This is a genomic window from Marinobacter sp. (assembly GCF_033722195.1).
In the GTDB taxonomy this organism is placed as follows: Bacteria; Pseudomonadota; Gammaproteobacteria; order Pseudomonadales; family Oleiphilaceae; genus Marinobacter.
Window position 1 is genome coordinate 1 of sequence record NZ_JAWVZL010000008.1, and the last position, 15,787, is coordinate 15,787.

Sequence of the window (15,787 nt, forward strand, 5' to 3'; positions counted from 1 at the left end):
GATGCCTTCAACCTGTCCTACGAGGATGTGGGCAGCCAGGTGGCGGCGGCGCTGCAGGCCGAGAAGCTGATCATCTTCACCGAGCACCCGGGCGTACTGGACGAGGACGGCCAGCTGATCCGCGAGCTCAACGTGCGCCAGGCCTGCGACCGCCTGTCGGCTGTGTCCGAAACCAGCTGGGACCAGGACCTGCTGCGGGCCGCCTGCGACGCCTGCGTCAAGGGCGTCCGGCGCTCCCACATCATCAGCTATACCCAGGACGGTGCTCTGTTGGAGGAACTCTTCACCCGCGACGGCTCCGGCACCCTGGTCAGTGACGACAACTACGAGCAGATTCGCCGGGCCCGGGTGGAGGACATCGGCGGCATCGTGGAGCTGATCCAGCCGCTGGAGGAGCAGGGCATCCTGGTACGCCGATCCCGGGAGCTGCTGGAGACCGAGATCGACTGTTTCGTGGTGGCTGAAAGGGACGGCACCGTGGTGGGTTGCGCCGCCCTCTATGCCTACCCCCAGGAAAAGGCCGGCGAGCTGTCCTGCTTTGCGGTGGATCCCAATTACCGGCGCGCCGGTCGCGGCGACGAGATTCTCGCCATGATCGAAGCCAGGGCCCGAGGCCTGGGGCTGGAGCAGCTGTTCGTGCTCACCACCCAGACCGAGCACTGGTTCCGCGAGCGGGGTTTCCAGACCTCCAGCGTGCAGGCCCTGCCAGGGCCCAAACTGGCCACCTACAATACCCAGCGCAACTCAAAGGTGTTCGTCAAACCGTTGGCCTAGGGCCACCAGGGCGGCGCTGCGGCGCTCGGCCGGCTGCTTCGCCAGGGCCCGCACCGCCCGGTGGAAACGGCCAAAATCGTGGTCATGGTCCCGCAGCAGCTGGCGGAATCCCGGTACGTACTGGTGGTATTGCCGAAATAGCGCAAGGTGGGCGTTGCTGAGCGCCTCCAGCGCCGCCCCGAAGGGACCCGGCACCGGCCAGCTCCGGGCCAGGGCCAGGTAGTCTTCCCTCAGCTGGTCCAGCAGCGCCTGTTTGCGGGCCCGCAGTTCAGCAACGGGCAAGTCGGCCTGCTGCTGATAGAGGGCCCTGAGTTTCGGCAGGGCCGATTCCACCAGAGCCAGGGTCTGTTCCCGGTACTCCAGTCGCGCCATTGCCTTGGCAAAGTCCTCGGGTTCGCCCCTGATTTGCAGCCACAGGCGCAAACCTTCCAGTTCCACAGCGGTGGCGTAGGACTCGTTAAAGGCGGTATCGCCCCCCACATAGACCACCTGGTGGCTGAGCTCATGGATGATCAGTGCCGCCATGCGGTCGGGCGGCAGTGTCGTGAAGCCGGTGTGCAGCGGATCGTCGAACCAGCCCAGGGTAGAGTAGGCCGACACGCCGGCCAGCAGGGTGTCGTAACCGAGGGCTTCGAACCGGCGCTGCTCGGCCCGGGCAAGCTGGAGGTCGAAGTAGCCCCGGTAGGACTGGCAGCCCACCACCGGGTAGCACCACTGGTGGGGCTGGAGGGAAAACTCCGGCACCGCCACCAGATTCACCACCACATGGGGGCGCTCCAGCGCCACGAACTCCCGGAAGCTGCCCGCCACCGGCAGCGCCAGGTGCTCCCGGGCGAATTCCCGCACCTCGACGGCGGTGATCAGGGCCTGTCTCAGCTCGTCATCGGTGGCCGGATCCCTTACCACGGCAGGGATCGGCCGGGCGTCCATCAGAAGGGTCATCTGGCCGCCGGCGGCCTGGGTATAATAACGGATACCAGAGCACCCCGAGACGGTGATAATCAGTAGCGAAATAAGGTAGATCTGACTAAGCTGTTTCATGATTATGTGTACCAGAGCACATTTTTTTGACCCGGTGTCCCGGGACAGCGTAACCAATCAACCAGCCGGGACACTAGCGGGCACGGGGTAAACCCGCCTGTTTCCGACAAGGACGCCGGCACCACCAGAATCAGGTAGTAAATGGATCCCAAGGAACGTCGAGCCAGTCTGCGCCAGCCCATCAAGCTTGCGGCGCAGCTCGTCATGGCAGCAGATCAGGCCTGGCCCTGCCAGATCGCCGATTTTTGCGCCGAAGGCCTGTTCTTGCGCTATTCCGCCGACACCGCACGCAAGCTCGAGCAAAGGCTGGCCCGCACCGGCCAGGACGAGTTCCAGGTGCGGTTCCGCAGCCCGGATGGCCGCACACGCCATGAGCTGGACGTGCGTATTGCGCGGCGTCTGGACAACGCCATGGGGGTGATGTTCACCCGTTCCAATCCGGCCGCGGTTAACGCCATGCTGATCCAGTGTGGTGCCGACCGGGGACAGGAGCGATCCGCCCTGAAGGCCCCCAGCGACCGGGTCCAGTTCGTGCTGCACCAGTGCGCAAAGACCGTGGTCCAGCACATCGAACCGCTGATGGATGCCTGTTTCACCCGCATGGTGGCGGATCTGCAGGAGGCCGCCCAGCGGGCCGGCAGTGACCAGCAGGCCAACGATCTGATGGATACCGCGGGCCAGGTACCTGCCCGGCAGCGGGCGATCTGGAACCAGATGATTCAGGCCCTGGAGTCGCCACTCAAGCCGGCCCGCAAGGGCGCCCCCGGTGCCGAGCTGTCGCTGGTGGACAAGGGCGAGTTTGAAGACTGGCTCACCATCAAGGTGATGGTGACCAAGGCCGATACCCTCTACCGTCACGACCTGCTGCAGCTGAAAATGCGCTTCGACAAGCTGGCGGTCAGCAACGCCACCGGCCACCAGAACCCATTGGGCCCGGCGCTGGTCTGCGAGGCCTTCCACCTGGGCCTGCAGCAGCTCAAGGCCGGCCGCCAGGCCGAAAAGATCTGCCTGCGGGCGTTTGAGGTCACGGTACTGCAGGAACTGGGCTCCCTTTACAACGCACTGAACGAGATCCTGATCCGCCATGGTGTGCTGCCGGACCTGGACCTGAGCAAATACCTTAGCGAAAAGACCCCCAGCCCCGAGACCCCGAAAGCCAACAGCCGCAATGGCAAAGCAGCTGCCGGCCCCAGCGCCGGCGGGCGCAGTGGCGGGCCGCAAAGCGCCACCGCCGCGCCGGCTGACGACCCTTTCTCCCCGGCACCGGAGCCGGCCCCGGCCCGGCGGGCCCAGGGCCTGGCGGCGGGGCAGGCCAGCGCCAGTACCTCGGCCGGTTTCCGCAATTATTCCCGGGCCGCGCAGTCGGCGTTTGCCACTGTCCGCAATCTGATCGGTACCCTGTCCGCCAGCCGCCTGGCGGCTGGTGACAAAGAGCCCGTGGTGTTCAGCCCCCACGCCCGCCCGCTTTCAGCCGGTGAATTCCAGCGCGAGCTGCAGCAGTTGCAGGTCCAGGTGCCTGAGGCCGGCGCTGAGCCTGCGCCCCTGCGGGAACGGGTTGTGGAAAAGGTCAAGGCCGGTGGCGAGGTGGCGCTGGACGAAGAACAACAGGGCACCCTGGATGTGGTGGACCGTTTCTTCCGCAGCGTGGTGGAAAGCCCCAAGCTCAGTGAATCCGCCCAGCAGCAACTCCGCCAGCTGGAAGTGCCGGTGCTCAAGGTGGTACTGCGGGACCGGGCCTTCTTCGATGACCAGAGCAGCCCGGTGCGCGGTGTGATGAACCGCCTCGCCCAGCTTGGCGTCAAGGGCGGTCGCACCAATCCGGTGATCCAGCGCCGGATCGACGAACTGGTGCAGCGCATCACCACCGAGTTCGAACAGGACACCCGGGTTTTCGAAACCGCGGTGACGGAGCTGGACAGCCTGATCGATCGTCAGAACCTGGTTTACCGGCGCAATGTGGAGCGGGTCACCGCCGCCGCCGAGGGCTCGCAGAAAGTGGCCGAGTCCAAGACCGCGGTGGCCGAGGCCCTGGACCAGCGCCTGGCCGGTCGCAAGGTGCCCCGGGTGGTGGTCAGCCTGCTCAACGGCGGCTGGCGCGACCTGCTGTCGCTGACCTGGATCCGCCAGGGTCCGGAGAGCCCGCTGTGGCAGGACTACCTGTCGGTGGTCGATTCTCTGCTGGCGCTGGGTGACGACCCCACGTCCGCCATCAATCTGCCGGAACTGCTGCGGGTCATCCAGGACGGCCTGGCCTCCATCTCCAGCAATCACATGCCATCCTCCCAGATCCGCGATGAACTCAAGCAGTTTCTGGTGCGCAAACCGGATGCGCAGGTGGATTTGGTGGACATACCGGCGCCGCCCAAGCCGGAGGTCGCCGAGCAGAAGGAGAGCAAGCAGGCGGAGCGGGAACGCAGGAGTCTGCAGCGCTGGATCAACCGGGCCCAGAAACTGCGCACCGGGGACTGGATGTGTGATCAGGAGAAGCCGGACCAGCCCCAGTACATCCGGGTGGTCTGGATTGCCCGCGGCTTCAGCCGTTTCGTGTTCGTCAACCACCAGGGCATGCGGGTGGTGGAGCTGGAACTGGAGGCTTTGGCCCGCCAGATGCAGAAGGGCCTGATCGTGCAGGACACCCAGTACGACCGACCGCTGGTGGATGAGAGCATCGACCGCATGGTGAAGAAGGTCTACGACCAGCTGTCCTGGGCCTCCACCCACGACGAACTCACCGGCCTGCTGGCGCGGCGTGAATTCGAGCGCATGCTGGAGCAGCAGCTGGCCCGGCACGAGGATGAACGCTTCCTGGTGCGGCTGGACCTGCGTCAGTTCCGCCTGCTCAATGACACCGCCGGCTACAGCGCCGGCGACGACACCCTCAAACAGGTGGCCGGGATCCTGCAGGCGGAAGTGGGTGAGGGCATGCCGCTGGCCCGGCTCGGGGGTAATGAATTCGGCTTCCTGGTGCCCGCCGAGGAGGGCGAAGCGGTCACCGAACGCATCATCAAGGCCGTGGAGGCGCTGAAACCCACCTTCGCCGGCAAACAGTACCAGTTGTCCGCCAGTGCCGGCGTGGCGGCCGCGCTGCCGGCCCTGGCGACCGCCGAACGCTGGCTGCGGGCCGCGGAGGAGGCCTGCAAGCTGGCCAAGAAGCGGGGCAACGGCCAGCTCTCCTATTACAGTCTGGATGCCCAGGGTCATGCCCTGCAGGAGCAGATTGCCGCCAAGGTGGCCGGGCTGGGTAATCTGGATGAAGAGCGCATGTTGCTGCGCTGCCAGAAGATCATTCCGCTGCATCCTGACGCCGCCATGACCACCCAGTACGAAGTGTTGATCAGCATGTACGACGACAGCGGCAACCTGATTACCGCGGCTGAATTCGTGCGCATGGCCGAGCGCTACAATCGGATGCAGGCGGTGGACCGCTGGGTGGTGGGCCATATGCTGGACTGGCTGCGGGAATCCTCACCGGGCCAGGCCCATGTCGGCGGTATCTGTATAAACCTGTCGGGTTATTCCCTCAACGACGAATCCCTGCTGGAGTTCATCTACGACAAGCTCAGCCAGAAGGACGCCCCCATCGAGCGGCTCTGGTTCGAGATCACCGAGGCCGCCGCCATCAACAACCTGCAGGGGGTGGCCGAATTCATCGAGGAGATGAAGGAGCTGGGCTGCCGCTTCTGTCTGGGCAACTTCGGCAGCGGCCCCACCTCCTACCAGTACATGCGCAGCCTGCCGGTGGATCTGGTCAAGCTGGACGGCGCCTTTGTGCAGCAGGTGGCCAAGAGCGAAACCGATCACGCCATGGTGCGCTCCATGGTGGAAATGGCACACTACATGAAGCGTGAGGTGATCGCGTCCCAGGTGGAATCCCGGGAGGCGCTGGAAGCCTTGCGCCTGCTCGGGGTGGATTACGCCCAGGGCTATGTCATCGAGAAGCCGCGGTTGCTCAGCAGCCTGACCTGATCCACGCTGACCACTGGTAGCCTATGTCCCGACGCCATCCCATCATTGCCGTGACCGGCTCTTCCGGAGCCGGCACCACCACCACCGGACGCAGTTTCAGCCGCATCTTTGCCAGCGAGGGAATCCAGGCCGCCATGGTCAGTGGCGACAGCTTCCATCGCTACAACCGGGAGCAGATGACCCGCCTGGCGGCCAAGGGCCAGTTCGGCGAGCGCAACCATTTTGCCCTGGCCGCCAACCACATCGACAAGCTGGAAGCCCTGTTCTACGACTACGGCCACACCGGCAGCGGCCAGTTCCGCCGCTATGTCCACGACGAAGACAAGGACCTGATCGATGCCGGTCACAAGCCCGGCACCTTCACCTCCTGGGCAGCGCTGCCCTCGGACACCGACCTGCTGTTCTATGAGGGCCTGCACGGAGGTGTCACCAGTGAGTCCTACAACATCGCCCAGTACGTGGACCTGCTGATCGGTGTGGTGCCCATCGTCAACCTGGAGTGGATCCAGAAGATCAACCGGGATACCCACCAGCGCGGCTACTCCCAGGACGCGGTGGTGAAGACCATCATCAACCGCATGGACGACTACGTGCACGATATCGTGCCGCAGTTCTCCCAGACCCACGTCAACTTCCAGCGCATCCCGCTGGTGGACACCTCCAACCCCTTTGTGGTGCGGGACGTGCCCACCGAGGACGAGAGCCTGGTGGTGATCCGTTTCCGGGAGCTCTCTTCGGTGGATTTTCCCTACCTCTTGCGGATGATCGACGGCAGCCGGGTTTCACGCTACGACACCTTGGTGATTCCGGGTACCAAGCTCTCCCTGGCCATGGACCTGATCATGAGGCCCATGGTCCTCGACCTCATGGCCCACAAACCCTTCGCCTAGAAAGCCCCTGTGGCGGCCAGGGCCGGCGTTGCGCGGTGCTCGCAAACTCGCCTACCAGTGAGGTATGTCTCCTTTGCTGCGCTCCGTGCGCCTTGGCCCTGACCACCACAGGGGCTTTCTTTATCTCCTTACTCTCTTTCTAGGCGGTTAGGCGGTTAGGCGGTCAGGCGGTCAGGCGGCCAGTCCGGTAGTCCTGCAGGGCCTGCTCGATTTCCTCGCGGGTGTTCATCACGAAGGGGCCGTACTGGACGATGGGCTCGCCGATGGGCTTGCCGGCGATCAGCAGCAGGCGGGCGCCCCCGGCGCCGGCCCGCAGCTCGACCCGGTCTCCCTCCCCAAGCTCACTGGCGGCGCTGCGCTGCAGTGGCTGGTCCGCCAGGCTGGCCTCGCCCTCGTACAGGTACACCAGGCCACAGAGTTCGGCGGCCACCGGCAGCGTGATTTCCGCGTCCGGTGCCAGGTGGATGTCGGCGTAGAGCGGGCGGGTGGCACCACCCAGCTCCGCACCGAGGTGCTCCACACCGGCCAGGGTCAGCCGGCCGGCAATCAGCTTGATGGTGGCGCCGGGCTGCGGGATGACCGGAATGGCGTCCGGCTGGATGTCGCGATAGCCGGCATCGGTCATCTTGTCCCGGGCGGGCAGGTTGAGCCAGAGCTGGAAACCCCGCATGACGCCGGCCTCCTGCTGGGGCATCTCCGAGTGGATGATGCCGCGGCCGGCGGTCATCCACTGTACGCCGCCGTTCTTGAGGTTGCCCCGGTTGCCCAGGTGATCCTCGTGCAGCATGTGGCCTTCGATCATGTAGGTCACCGTCTCGAAGCCACGGTGCGGGTGGGACGGAAACCCCGCGATGTAATCGGCTGCCCGGTCGGAGCCGAATTCGTCCAGCATCAGGAAGGGGTCCAGGCGGACCGCCTGGGTCTGGCCGATGGAACGCTTGATGCGGACGCCGGCGCCGTCGGAGGTCTCGACGGCGGCGATGGTGCGCTTCAGCTTACGTGTGGTCATGTCTCAACTCCTTCTGGCAACCGGTTCAGGCAGTCAGGGCTTCGATGCTGTTGGTGGCCCTGTCCAGGGCCTCATGCTTGCGATCATCGCCCATGTTGAGGCCTTCGGCGTAGACAAAGTGTAGGTCGGTGATGCCGAGGAAGCCCAGGAAGGTCCGGATGAACGGGGTCTGGGTGTCCATGGCGGTGCCCTCGTAGAGTCCGCCCCTGGCGGCCAGCACGTACACTGGCCGGTCCTTCAGCAGGCCAACCGGGCCCTTGTCGGTGTAGCGGAAGCTGACCCCGGCGCGGGCAATGTGGTCGAAGTAGGCCTTCAGTGCCGAGGGAACGCCGAAATTGTACATGGGCACACCCAGCACGATGGCGTCGGCCTGCTGCACTTCCGCCAGCAGGGTGTCGGCGTAGTCCAGTACGGCTTTCTGTTCGGCGGTGCGGTCCTCCGGCTTGGACAGGAGCGCGGCGAAGCGGTCCGCATCCAGGTGGGGTACCGGATCGGCGGCCAGGTCCCGGCGGGTGACGGTGGCGTCCGGATGCTGCGCCTTGAGGCTGGCCAGGGTCTTGCTCACCAGCTGGCTGGACTGGCCGTTCTGACCAAAAATACTGGCGGTAATAACGAGGATATTTTTCATGGTGGTGTTCTCCAAAGCCTGTGAATTCAGGGTATGGAGACATTTAACGCCCACCGACGCCAGGATGAAAACGGAGAATTCTGGAGGGAGAGATCAAAAAAACTGAACGACCGGCAGGTGGGGGTGCCTGCCGGCCTTCAAGGGCTTATTCCACGTTGCGGGAATAGAAGATTTCCAGCATTTCGCGCTTGAGGCGTTCCTCGATGGAGCTTGCTTCGGCCGGATCCAGTTCCTCGGCGTTGACGCCGAACACGTAGTTGTCCAGGTTGAAGTTCTTCAGCATCATCTTGGTGTGGAACATGTTTTCCTGATACACGTTGACGTCGATCATCTGGTACGCCGCCTGGGTGTCATCGGTCAGGTAGTTCTGGATCGAGTTGATGTCGTGGTCGATGTAGTGCTTGGTGCCGTCCACGTCCCGGGTGAAGCCGCGTACCCGATAGTCCACCGTCACCACATCGGAATCGAAGCTGTGGATCAGGTAGTTGAGGACTTTCAGGGGCGAGATCAGGCCGCAGGTGGACACGTCGATGTCCGCCCGGAAGGTGCTGATGCCCTCGTGCGGGTGGCTCTCCGGGTAGGTGTGGACGGTGACGTGGCTCTTGTCCAGGTGCGCCACGATGGCGTCCGGCAGCGGGCCCGGCGACTCTTCGTTGTCCGGTGAGCCGGTGGACAGCTCGTGCTCGGCGATCAGCATGGTCACCGACGCGCCGTGGGGCTCATAGTCCTGACGGGCGATGTTGAGGATGTTGGCGCCGATGATCTTGACGACATCCGACAGGATCTGGGTCAGGCGCTCGGCGTTGTACATCTCGTCGATGTAGTCGATGTAGGCACGACGCTGCTCTTCGGTCTGCGCGTAACAGATGTCGTAGATGTTGAAGCTCAACGATTTGGTCAGGTTGTTGAAACCGTGGAGTTGAAGTTTGGATTCCATGCTCAGACCCCCGCTCTGGAGATGAATGACGATGGCCGTGCCTGAGTCTGCACGCCATCGCGTAATTGCCACTGAGGCGGCCACCGGTGCCTGACCTGATTGATCACCTTTTGCGCAGACCGGCGGAAAGGTTGCGTATTATGCACACCCATACCCCCAATGAATAGGGCGTTGCCCCAGATTTTAGCAGGCCTGTCCGGCATCACCCCGAGCGCCGCCATGACGGCGCCGGCCCTGAATCAGGCGGGGTGGATTTCGTGGCTGTGAGTGATCTCGACGCCGGCCTTTTCCAGCATGATGGATGCCGAGCAGTATTTCTCCGCCGACAGGCTGACGGCCCGCTTGACCTGGCTTTCCTTCAGGTCATGGCCGGTGACAATAAAGTGCAGGTTGATGCGGGTGAACACCGCCGGTACCGCGTCGGCCCGCTCGGCCTGCAGCTCCGCCCGGCAGGCGGTGACCTCCTGGCGGGACTTGCGCAGGATGCTCATGACGTCAAAGGAGGCGCAGCCACCCAGGCCCATGAGTATCATCTCCATCGGCCGCGGTCCCAGGTTCTGGCCGCCGTGGTCCGGTGGGCCGTCCATCTGGACACTGTGGCCGGTGCCGCTGGTGGCCTTGAAACTGGCTTCGCCAGCCCATTCAATCGTTGCCTTCATCCGGGGAACTCCGTCGATTAACTAGCGCCGATGCTAGCATAATGGTGGTTTCGCCTGCACCGCGCCGTGGCGCGGCAAATGGTGGTTTATGTTCTATACTCTGTCGTGGTTGCCGAACTAAGGTCATCTTGTTATAAGTTGCGGCGCCAAAAAAAGAACACCGGTCCATCCTCGCGGTGAGCCGGGCATGAACCCGCAGGGATAGCCGGGTCAGCACAACAACAGCGGGAATCGCCAGTCTAAGGAGGCACAACACGCGTCATGGCTACCATCGTCAAGCCGGTTGAGCAGAAAACCAAGCATCTCGATTATTTCCTGTCGCAATGTCATCGTCGTCGCTACCCGGCCAAGAGCACCATCATCTACGCTGGCGATAAAAGCGACTCTCTCTTCTACATCGTCAAGGGTTCCGTCACCGTTATCATCGAGGATGACGACGGCCGCGAGATGATCATGGCCTACCTCAACGCCGGCGATTTCTTCGGTGAGATGGGTCTGTTCGACAACATGGACTCCCGCAGCGCCTGGGTAAAGGCCAAGACCGAGTGCGAAGTGGCGGAGATCAGCTACACCAAGTTCCGCGAGATCGCCCAGCAGGACCCCCGGGTGCTCTATTTCATCGGCGAGCAGATGGCCACCCGGCTACGCCAGACCACCCGCAAGGTGGGCGACCTGGCCTTCCTGGACGTGACCGGTCGGGTGGCCCGCACCCTGCTGGACCTGTGCAAGGAGCCGGACGCCATGACCCACCCGGACGGCATGCAGATCAAGATCACCCGCCAGGAAATCGGCCGCATCGTGGGCTGCTCCCGCGAGATGGTGGGGCGGGTCCTCAAGACCCTGGAGGATCAGGGTCTCGTGCAGGTGAAGGGCAAGACCATGGTGGTCTACGGCACCCGCTGACCCGGAAGCGCCCGCTGCGGCGAAGGGCGGTGTTGCGCGGGGCGTCAGGCTGACAAAGCCGGCGCCCTGGTTGCCATAGGCTGGCAGTCAAGGATGTACTGCCAGGTCTCCTCCCGGTTGGTTTCGTTGACCAGCTCGTGACGCCCTCCTTCGAACAGCCGCTCCCGCCCCGCAATGCCGGCGGCGCGTATGGCCGCCACGTGCCGGATCACACCCCGGCCCATTTCCCCCACCGGATCCGCGCTACCCGCCATCACGTGCACCGGCAGCTCCCGGCGCCAGCGTTTCGGATCAATGCCGAGCATGCCATCGAGAAAATCGTACCAGAGCCCGGTGGTACAGCCGAACCCGCAATGGGGGTCGGCCAGGTAGCGGTCCACTTGGTCGGGGTCACGGCTGAGCCAGTCGTGGCTGGTGCGGTTGGGCCGGAAGGTCCGATTGAAGGCGCCAAACGTCAGGCTGTCGATCAGGGGGCTGAGGTGGCGCCGGCCCTTGAGCATCCGGATGGCCGCCACCAGCAGCTTCGAGGCCCCGAGCCGGGCCCGGGGTATCCGGTTGGTGGCGCTCAGCAGCAGGCTGTCCAGGCACTCCCCGTGGCGCTGGGCATAGGCCTGGGCGATGAACGAGCCCATGCTGTGACCCATCAGGGCCAGCGGCAGGCCGGGCAGTTCCGCGCGAGCGTGACCAACCACCCGATGCAGGTCTGCCACTACCCGGGCCCAGCCGCCCCGGTCGGCGAAATGGCCGCGTTCCGATTCGTCACAGTACGGGCCATGGCCCCGATGGTCGGCGGCGTAGACCGCAATGCCCCTGGCATTGAGCCAGAGTGCCAGGTCCTGGTAGCGGGCGCCGTGTTCCGCCATGCCATGGGCGATCACCAGGATCGACTCCGGCTCCGCCGGCAGCCACTGGCGCAGGGCGATCCGATGGCCATCCTCGCTGGCCAGAAAGGTTTCCGTGTAAGGCATAAGACTCCCCGCGGATTTTTGCCGCCCAGTCTATCGCCAAACCCTTGAAAGGAATGAGATCCCTGTTCGGTTTCGGTGCCGCAAGCGGGTCCTAGTGGCTGGGCTGCAGCACCCAGCTGTTGCGGGTCAGGGCCTCGGCGCCGGTTTCGGTGACCCGCACGGTCTCACTGAAACCGATGCCCCAGTGACCGGGAATGCGCAGGCACAGGGGCAGGTGGAACACCATGTTGGGCTCGAACAGTGCCTGCTGGCCACGGGCGATGAAGCCGCTACCCTCCACCCAGGACGGCGGGAACTGGGCGCCCACGGTGTAGCCAAAAACACCGGAGAAGAAAACGTCATCCACCAGTGGCGCCAATGCCGCCTCACCGGCCCGGGCGGCCTGGTCAAAACTGTTGCCTGGCGTCATGGCGCCGGTTACGGCGTTGAAAACATAGTGGCCAATATCGGCTACCCGCCGCATCCGTTCGGGAGGCGACTCACTGCCGGCCACCAGGGTATGCATCAGTGGCGCGGTGTAGCGCTCGTAGGCCGCTCCCAGTTCGATGAACACCGGCTCCCCGGCGGCGATGGGAAAACGCCGGTGATTGGTGTGGATGATGCTGCTGCGCCGGCCCGCCACCACGATCGGCTGCATGCTCATGAATTCGGTGCCGGCCGCCAGCATGGCCGCTGACGCGGCAGCGGCCACGTCGTTGTCGGTAACCCCGGGCTGGACCGCGGCCCGGGCGGCGGCTATACCGGCCTCGGTAATGCGGGCGCTGCGCTCCAGGCAGGCGATCTCCAGGTCGGACTTGACCCGCTTGACCGGTGCCAGCAGACCCGAGGCGTCCAGCAGTTCCACCCGCCCCAGCTTCCGCTTGAGTCCCTCCACGATCCCGTGGCGCAGGCCGGCCCCCCAGGCGTCAATGCCGATACGGCTGCCCGCCGCCGCCAGGGCGTCCGCCAGTGGTGCGATCACCTCCTCCGGACCTTCCCAGCGGTAACCCAGTATCTCCTCGCAGCGGGCACAGGCCACCGCCGGCCCGGTTTCGATGGAGGGTACCTGCAGCACCCGGCGGCCGGGGCTGTAGACCAGTGCGGTGTGGACCGAGACCTCGAAGGTGTTGTAGCCGGTCAGGTAGTAGATATCGGCAGGCTGGGTGATCAGCAGGGCGTCCAGGCCGGAGGCCTCGAGCCTGCGGTCCAGGGCCTGGCCGCGACGGTCGAATTCGGCATCGGGAAAGCCGGCTTCACGGTTGCTCAGGACATTCCGCAGGCGGTCCTGGTAGGTGATGTGATCCACGTTGGGCGCTCCTGTTGGCGGGCCTCGGGCACGGGCTCACTGTCAGTGTAGACCCTGGGCGCAAGCTGTCCGGCCAGTTGCACGGAATATCAGCGGCGAAGGCACGGTAACGTTGGGAGACAGACCCTCAGGCAAGCCGCCGCCACACCAGCAACTGGTTGTTGGCGGGCATGGCGAGGGTCTCCATCAGGGCAAGGCCATGCTGGTCGCCCAGAGCCTCCAGGTCACCCCGATCGCGGATGCCCATGGCCGGGTCGCGGGCCCGCAATTGCTGGTCAAAGCCGGCGTTGCTGGCACTGGTGGCCCGGCCGTCCTGGTGAAAGGGGCCGTAGAGCAGGAACGGCTGGCGCGGCCCCAGCAGGGCGGCCACGCCGGCGAACATGGCGCAGACCTGGGGCCAGCTCATGATGTGGGCGGTGTTGGCGGAGAATACCGCATCGGCCCGGTCGATGGGCCAGGGCGTGGCGGCCACGTCCAGGGTCAGGGCGGGCCGGAGGTTGGCCAGCTCCGCCGCCCGCAGGCGCTCGGCGCTGGCGCCAAGGGCATCGGGCTGATCGCTGGGCTGCCATTGCAGATGGGGCAGGGCGGCGGCGAAGTGGACGGCGTGCTGGCCGGTGCCGGTGCCGATTTCCAGTACCAGGCCGGGGTCCGCCAGCCGCGGCCGCAGCGCCGCCAGGATCGGCGTCTTGTTGTTTTCGCAGGCCTGGGAAAAGGGCAGGGTCATGGCGTGGCCTCCTCCTTTACGGCGGGCTTCAGCGGTGCTCCCGGTAGAGCGTCTCCAGGGGCTTGAGTTGGGCCTGGTGCTTGTCGAGCCACCACTGCATATCCGCCGGCAGTTTCTTCGGGTCCGGCCAGGGTACCGGATACTGTGGCGGCTGGAACATGGGCGAAAACAGGGCCGCCGCGGTCAGGTCGGCGCGGCTGAAGCTGTCACCCACCAGGTAAGGGGATTTGCCGTAGGCCTCCGCCAGATCGGCCAGGGTCTTCTCCATGGTGACCTGGGCTTTGGCGGCGGTGCGGTCGTTGATCTTCATCCACTGGCGCATGCCTTCCTCCAGGCGGCTGAAGCCCAGACGCATGCCCCAGCGGTAGACCATCGGCTTCTGGGCGGCCAGCAGCGGTACCACCAGGTCGGGCTTTTTCAGCAGGTAGTGGTAGCAATAGCAGCGCACGGCGATGCCGGCCTGTTCGTCCAGTCGCTGCTCCCAGGCCAGGGCCTGCTCCCGGAGCTCCGGGTCGGCCGGGGTCAGCGGCTGGTCGGGGAAGGTTTCGTCCAGGTAGTCGATGATCGCGGCGGAGCCCTGCACGACCCGGCCGTCGTGGTCCAGCACAGGCACCGAGCTCTTGTCCGCCAGCTGCCGGATGGTCTTGATGTGGGTGCCCGGCAGCAGATTGACGGTCTCGTAGCTGATGCCCTTGTAATCCAGCGCCCAGCGGGCCTTCTCACAGTAATGGGAAATGGCGAACTGAAAGAGTTTTACACTCATGGTGGCCTCGGCTCGATTGGCGTCAGGCCCTGATTATTGGCCGCCGGCAGGGTCCGTGTAAATGCCGCCGGGGCTTTCTAGATGAGGCTGAGCTGCTCACCGCCGGGGCGGCGGAACAGGTCGGTGCGCAGCGGTTCGGCCTCGTGCAGGCCAAAGCCCAGCGCCCGGGCCTTGCGGGTGAAACGCTGGCGGATCAGATCGGCATAGGGGCCCTGGCCGGTCATGCGCTGGCCGAATTCGGCGTTGTAGGTCTTTCCGCCCCGCAGGTCCCGGATCCGGTTCATCACATGCTCCGCCCGTTGCGGGAAGTGGCGCTGCAGCCAGTCCTCGAACAGCTCGCTGACTTCATGGGGCAGGCGCAGCATGATCCAGCTGGCGCGGGTGGCGCCGGCGTCGTGGGCGGCTTCGAGGATGGCCTCCAGCTCATGGTCGTTCACAAACGGAATCACCGGGCCCAGGATGATGCCCACCGGCACGCCGGCGTCCCGCAGCTGTCGGATTATCTTCAGCCGCGTGGCCGGTGCCGCCGTGCGGGGCTCCATCCGGCGCTTCAGGTCGTTGTCCAGGGTGGTGAGGCTGACCCGCACCGAGCACAGGCCCTGAGCCGCCAGTTCCGCCAGCAGGTCCAGGTCCCGCAGGATCAGGGCGCCCTTGGTGATGATGGAGACCGGGTGACGGTACTCCGCCAGCACTTCCAGCAGGGCCCGGGTGATGCGCCGGTGCTTCTCGATGGGCTGGTAGGCATCGGTGTTGACCCCCAGGGCAATGGCACTGCAGCGGTAGCCGGGCTTGTCCAGGGCCTCCCGCAAACGCTGCGGGCCGTTGGGTTTGGCGATCAGCCGGGTCTCGAAATCCAGACCGGGGGACATGTCCCAGTAGGCGTGGGTGGGCCGGGCGAAACAGTAGACGCAGCCGTGCTCACAGCCCCTGTAGGGGTTGATGGACTGGTCAAAGGGCACATCCGGCGACTGGTTGCGACTGATGATGGTCTTCACCGCCTCGTCCACCACCTCGGTGGCCTGGCTGTCAGGGCAGGTGTCGTCGTCCGGATCCCGGTACCAGTCGTCGCTGTGCTCCCGGTCGGTGACGATGGGCTGGAAACGGTTGTGGGGGTTGACCCCGGTACCTCGGGTGCGGACGGACATGGCGGCTTCCTGGTCTGGGAATACTGTATATAAAAACAGTATTGTCATGGTAGTGATTTGCGCTCGCCCAGGCAAGGGCTGTCAAAACCCTGTAG

The 15,787-nt window shown here is 64.9% G+C and carries 14 protein-coding genes; 4 read left to right on the forward strand and 10 right to left on the reverse strand.

Annotation, left to right across the window (positions count from 1 at the left end; genetic code table 11):
* On the forward strand, nucleotides 1-774 hold a 774-nt coding region (gene argA, locus R3280_RS02805), incomplete at its 5' end, for an amino-acid N-acetyltransferase (protein ID WP_318997061.1).
* On the opposite strand, the gene R3280_RS02810 is transcribed toward argA, so the two are convergent.
* Nucleotides 745-1,815, reverse strand: coding sequence for an aminopeptidase (locus R3280_RS02810; protein WP_318997062.1), 1,071 nt, complete (start codon nucleotides 1,813-1,815; stop codon nucleotides 745-747). The two genes, argA and R3280_RS02810, sit on opposite strands and share 30 nt — an antisense overlap.
* 141 nt (nucleotides 1,816-1,956) lie before the next feature.
* Between R3280_RS02810 and R3280_RS02815 the strand changes: the two genes are divergently transcribed.
* Both R3280_RS02815 and R3280_RS02820 read left to right on the forward strand, forming a co-directional pair.
* The gene (locus tag R3280_RS02815) at nucleotides 1,957-5,781 is read left to right on the forward strand and encodes a DUF1631 family protein (protein ID WP_318997063.1); all 3,825 of its coding nucleotides are present in this window, start codon (nucleotides 1,957-1,959) and stop codon (nucleotides 5,779-5,781) included.
* Nucleotides 5,782-5,804: 23 nt separating this feature from the next.
* A complete protein-coding gene (locus R3280_RS02820; protein ID WP_318997064.1) occupies nucleotides 5,805-6,671 on the forward strand; it encodes a phosphoribulokinase in 867 nt (288 codons plus the stop codon).
* Between the two features lie 163 nt (nucleotides 6,672-6,834).
* Here the strand turns inward: R3280_RS02820 and R3280_RS02825 are convergent, their stop codons facing one another.
* The 4 genes from R3280_RS02825 to R3280_RS02840 form a co-directional block, all read right to left on the reverse strand.
* On the reverse strand, nucleotides 6,835-7,680 hold the full coding sequence (locus R3280_RS02825; protein ID WP_318997065.1) for a pirin family protein: 846 nt from the start codon (nucleotides 7,678-7,680) through the stop codon (nucleotides 6,835-6,837).
* A 25-nt stretch (nucleotides 7,681-7,705) separates the two neighbouring features.
* Nucleotides 7,706-8,308, reverse strand: a complete 603-nt coding sequence (locus R3280_RS02830) for an FMN-dependent NADH-azoreductase (protein WP_318997066.1) — start codon at nucleotides 8,306-8,308, stop codon at nucleotides 7,706-7,708.
* A gap of 145 nt (nucleotides 8,309-8,453) precedes the next feature.
* A complete protein-coding gene (speD, locus tag R3280_RS02835; protein ID WP_318997067.1) occupies nucleotides 8,454-9,245 on the reverse strand; it encodes an adenosylmethionine decarboxylase in 792 nt (263 codons plus the stop codon).
* Between the two features lie 239 nt (nucleotides 9,246-9,484).
* Nucleotides 9,485-9,904 carry an OsmC family protein gene (locus R3280_RS02840; protein ID WP_318997068.1) on the reverse strand — a complete coding sequence of 140 codons (420 nt, stop codon included), beginning with the start codon at nucleotides 9,902-9,904 and terminating at the stop codon, nucleotides 9,485-9,487.
* A 261-nt stretch (nucleotides 9,905-10,165) separates the two neighbouring features.
* On the opposite strand from R3280_RS02840, the gene crp reads away from it, so the two are divergent.
* The gene (gene crp, locus R3280_RS02845; RefSeq protein WP_166266540.1) at nucleotides 10,166-10,807 is read left to right on the forward strand and encodes a cAMP-activated global transcriptional regulator CRP; all 642 of its coding nucleotides are present in this window, start codon (nucleotides 10,166-10,168) and stop codon (nucleotides 10,805-10,807) included.
* Between the two features lie 44 nt (nucleotides 10,808-10,851).
* Here crp and R3280_RS02850 read toward each other — a convergent pair whose 3' ends face one another.
* From R3280_RS02850 to R3280_RS02870, 5 genes are all read right to left on the reverse strand, one after another.
* Nucleotides 10,852-11,775: an alpha/beta fold hydrolase gene (locus R3280_RS02850; protein WP_318997069.1), complete on the reverse strand. Its 924-nt coding sequence runs from the start codon at nucleotides 11,773-11,775 to the stop codon at nucleotides 10,852-10,854.
* A 91-nt stretch (nucleotides 11,776-11,866) separates the two neighbouring features.
* Nucleotides 11,867-13,060, reverse strand: coding sequence for a Xaa-Pro peptidase family protein (locus tag R3280_RS02855; protein ID WP_318997070.1), 1,194 nt, complete (start codon nucleotides 13,058-13,060; stop codon nucleotides 11,867-11,869).
* 127 nt (nucleotides 13,061-13,187) lie between these two features.
* Nucleotides 13,188-13,784, reverse strand: a complete 597-nt coding sequence (locus R3280_RS02860; RefSeq protein ID WP_318997071.1) for a DUF938 domain-containing protein — start codon at nucleotides 13,782-13,784, stop codon at nucleotides 13,188-13,190.
* 28 nt (nucleotides 13,785-13,812) lie between these two features.
* Nucleotides 13,813-14,547 (reverse strand): glutathione S-transferase family protein, encoded by a 735-nt coding sequence (locus tag R3280_RS02865; RefSeq protein WP_318997072.1) that lies wholly within the window; start codon nucleotides 14,545-14,547, stop codon nucleotides 13,813-13,815.
* A gap of 77 nt (nucleotides 14,548-14,624) precedes the next feature.
* Nucleotides 14,625-15,692, reverse strand: a complete 1,068-nt coding sequence (locus R3280_RS02870; protein ID WP_318997073.1) for a PA0069 family radical SAM protein — start codon at nucleotides 15,690-15,692, stop codon at nucleotides 14,625-14,627.
* Nucleotides 15,693-15,787 lie beyond the last annotated feature (95 nt).

Excerpts from the sequence above, each read along its gene's own strand:
- R3280_RS02810 (WP_318997062.1), bottom strand. The coding sequence starts at position 1,815 with ATGAAACAGCTTAGTCAGATCTACCTTATTTCGCTACTGATTATCACC.
- R3280_RS02815 (WP_318997063.1), top strand. The coding sequence starts at position 1,957 with ATGGATCCCAAGGAACGTCGAGCCAGTCTGCGCCAGCCCATCAAGCTT.
- R3280_RS02820 (WP_318997064.1), top strand. The coding sequence starts at position 5,805 with ATGTCCCGACGCCATCCCATCATTGCCGTGACCGGCTCTTCCGGAGCC.
- R3280_RS02825 (WP_318997065.1), bottom strand. The coding sequence starts at position 7,680 with ATGACCACACGTAAGCTGAAGCGCACCATCGCCGCCGTCGAGACCTCC.
- R3280_RS02830 (WP_318997066.1), bottom strand. The coding sequence starts at position 8,308 with ATGAAAAATATCCTCGTTATTACCGCCAGTATTTTTGGTCAGAACGGC.
- speD (WP_318997067.1), bottom strand. The coding sequence starts at position 9,245 with ATGGAATCCAAACTTCAACTCCACGGTTTCAACAACCTGACCAAATCG.
- R3280_RS02840 (WP_318997068.1), bottom strand. The coding sequence starts at position 9,904 with ATGAAGGCAACGATTGAATGGGCTGGCGAAGCCAGTTTCAAGGCCACC.
- crp (WP_166266540.1), top strand. The coding sequence starts at position 10,166 with ATGGCTACCATCGTCAAGCCGGTTGAGCAGAAAACCAAGCATCTCGAT.
- R3280_RS02850 (WP_318997069.1), bottom strand. The coding sequence starts at position 11,775 with ATGCCTTACACGGAAACCTTTCTGGCCAGCGAGGATGGCCATCGGATC.
- R3280_RS02860 (WP_318997071.1), bottom strand. The coding sequence starts at position 13,784 with ATGACCCTGCCCTTTTCCCAGGCCTGCGAAAACAACAAGACGCCGATC.
- R3280_RS02865 (WP_318997072.1), bottom strand. The coding sequence starts at position 14,547 with ATGAGTGTAAAACTCTTTCAGTTCGCCATTTCCCATTACTGTGAGAAG.
- R3280_RS02870 (WP_318997073.1), bottom strand. The coding sequence starts at position 15,692 with ATGTCCGTCCGCACCCGAGGTACCGGGGTCAACCCCCACAACCGTTTC.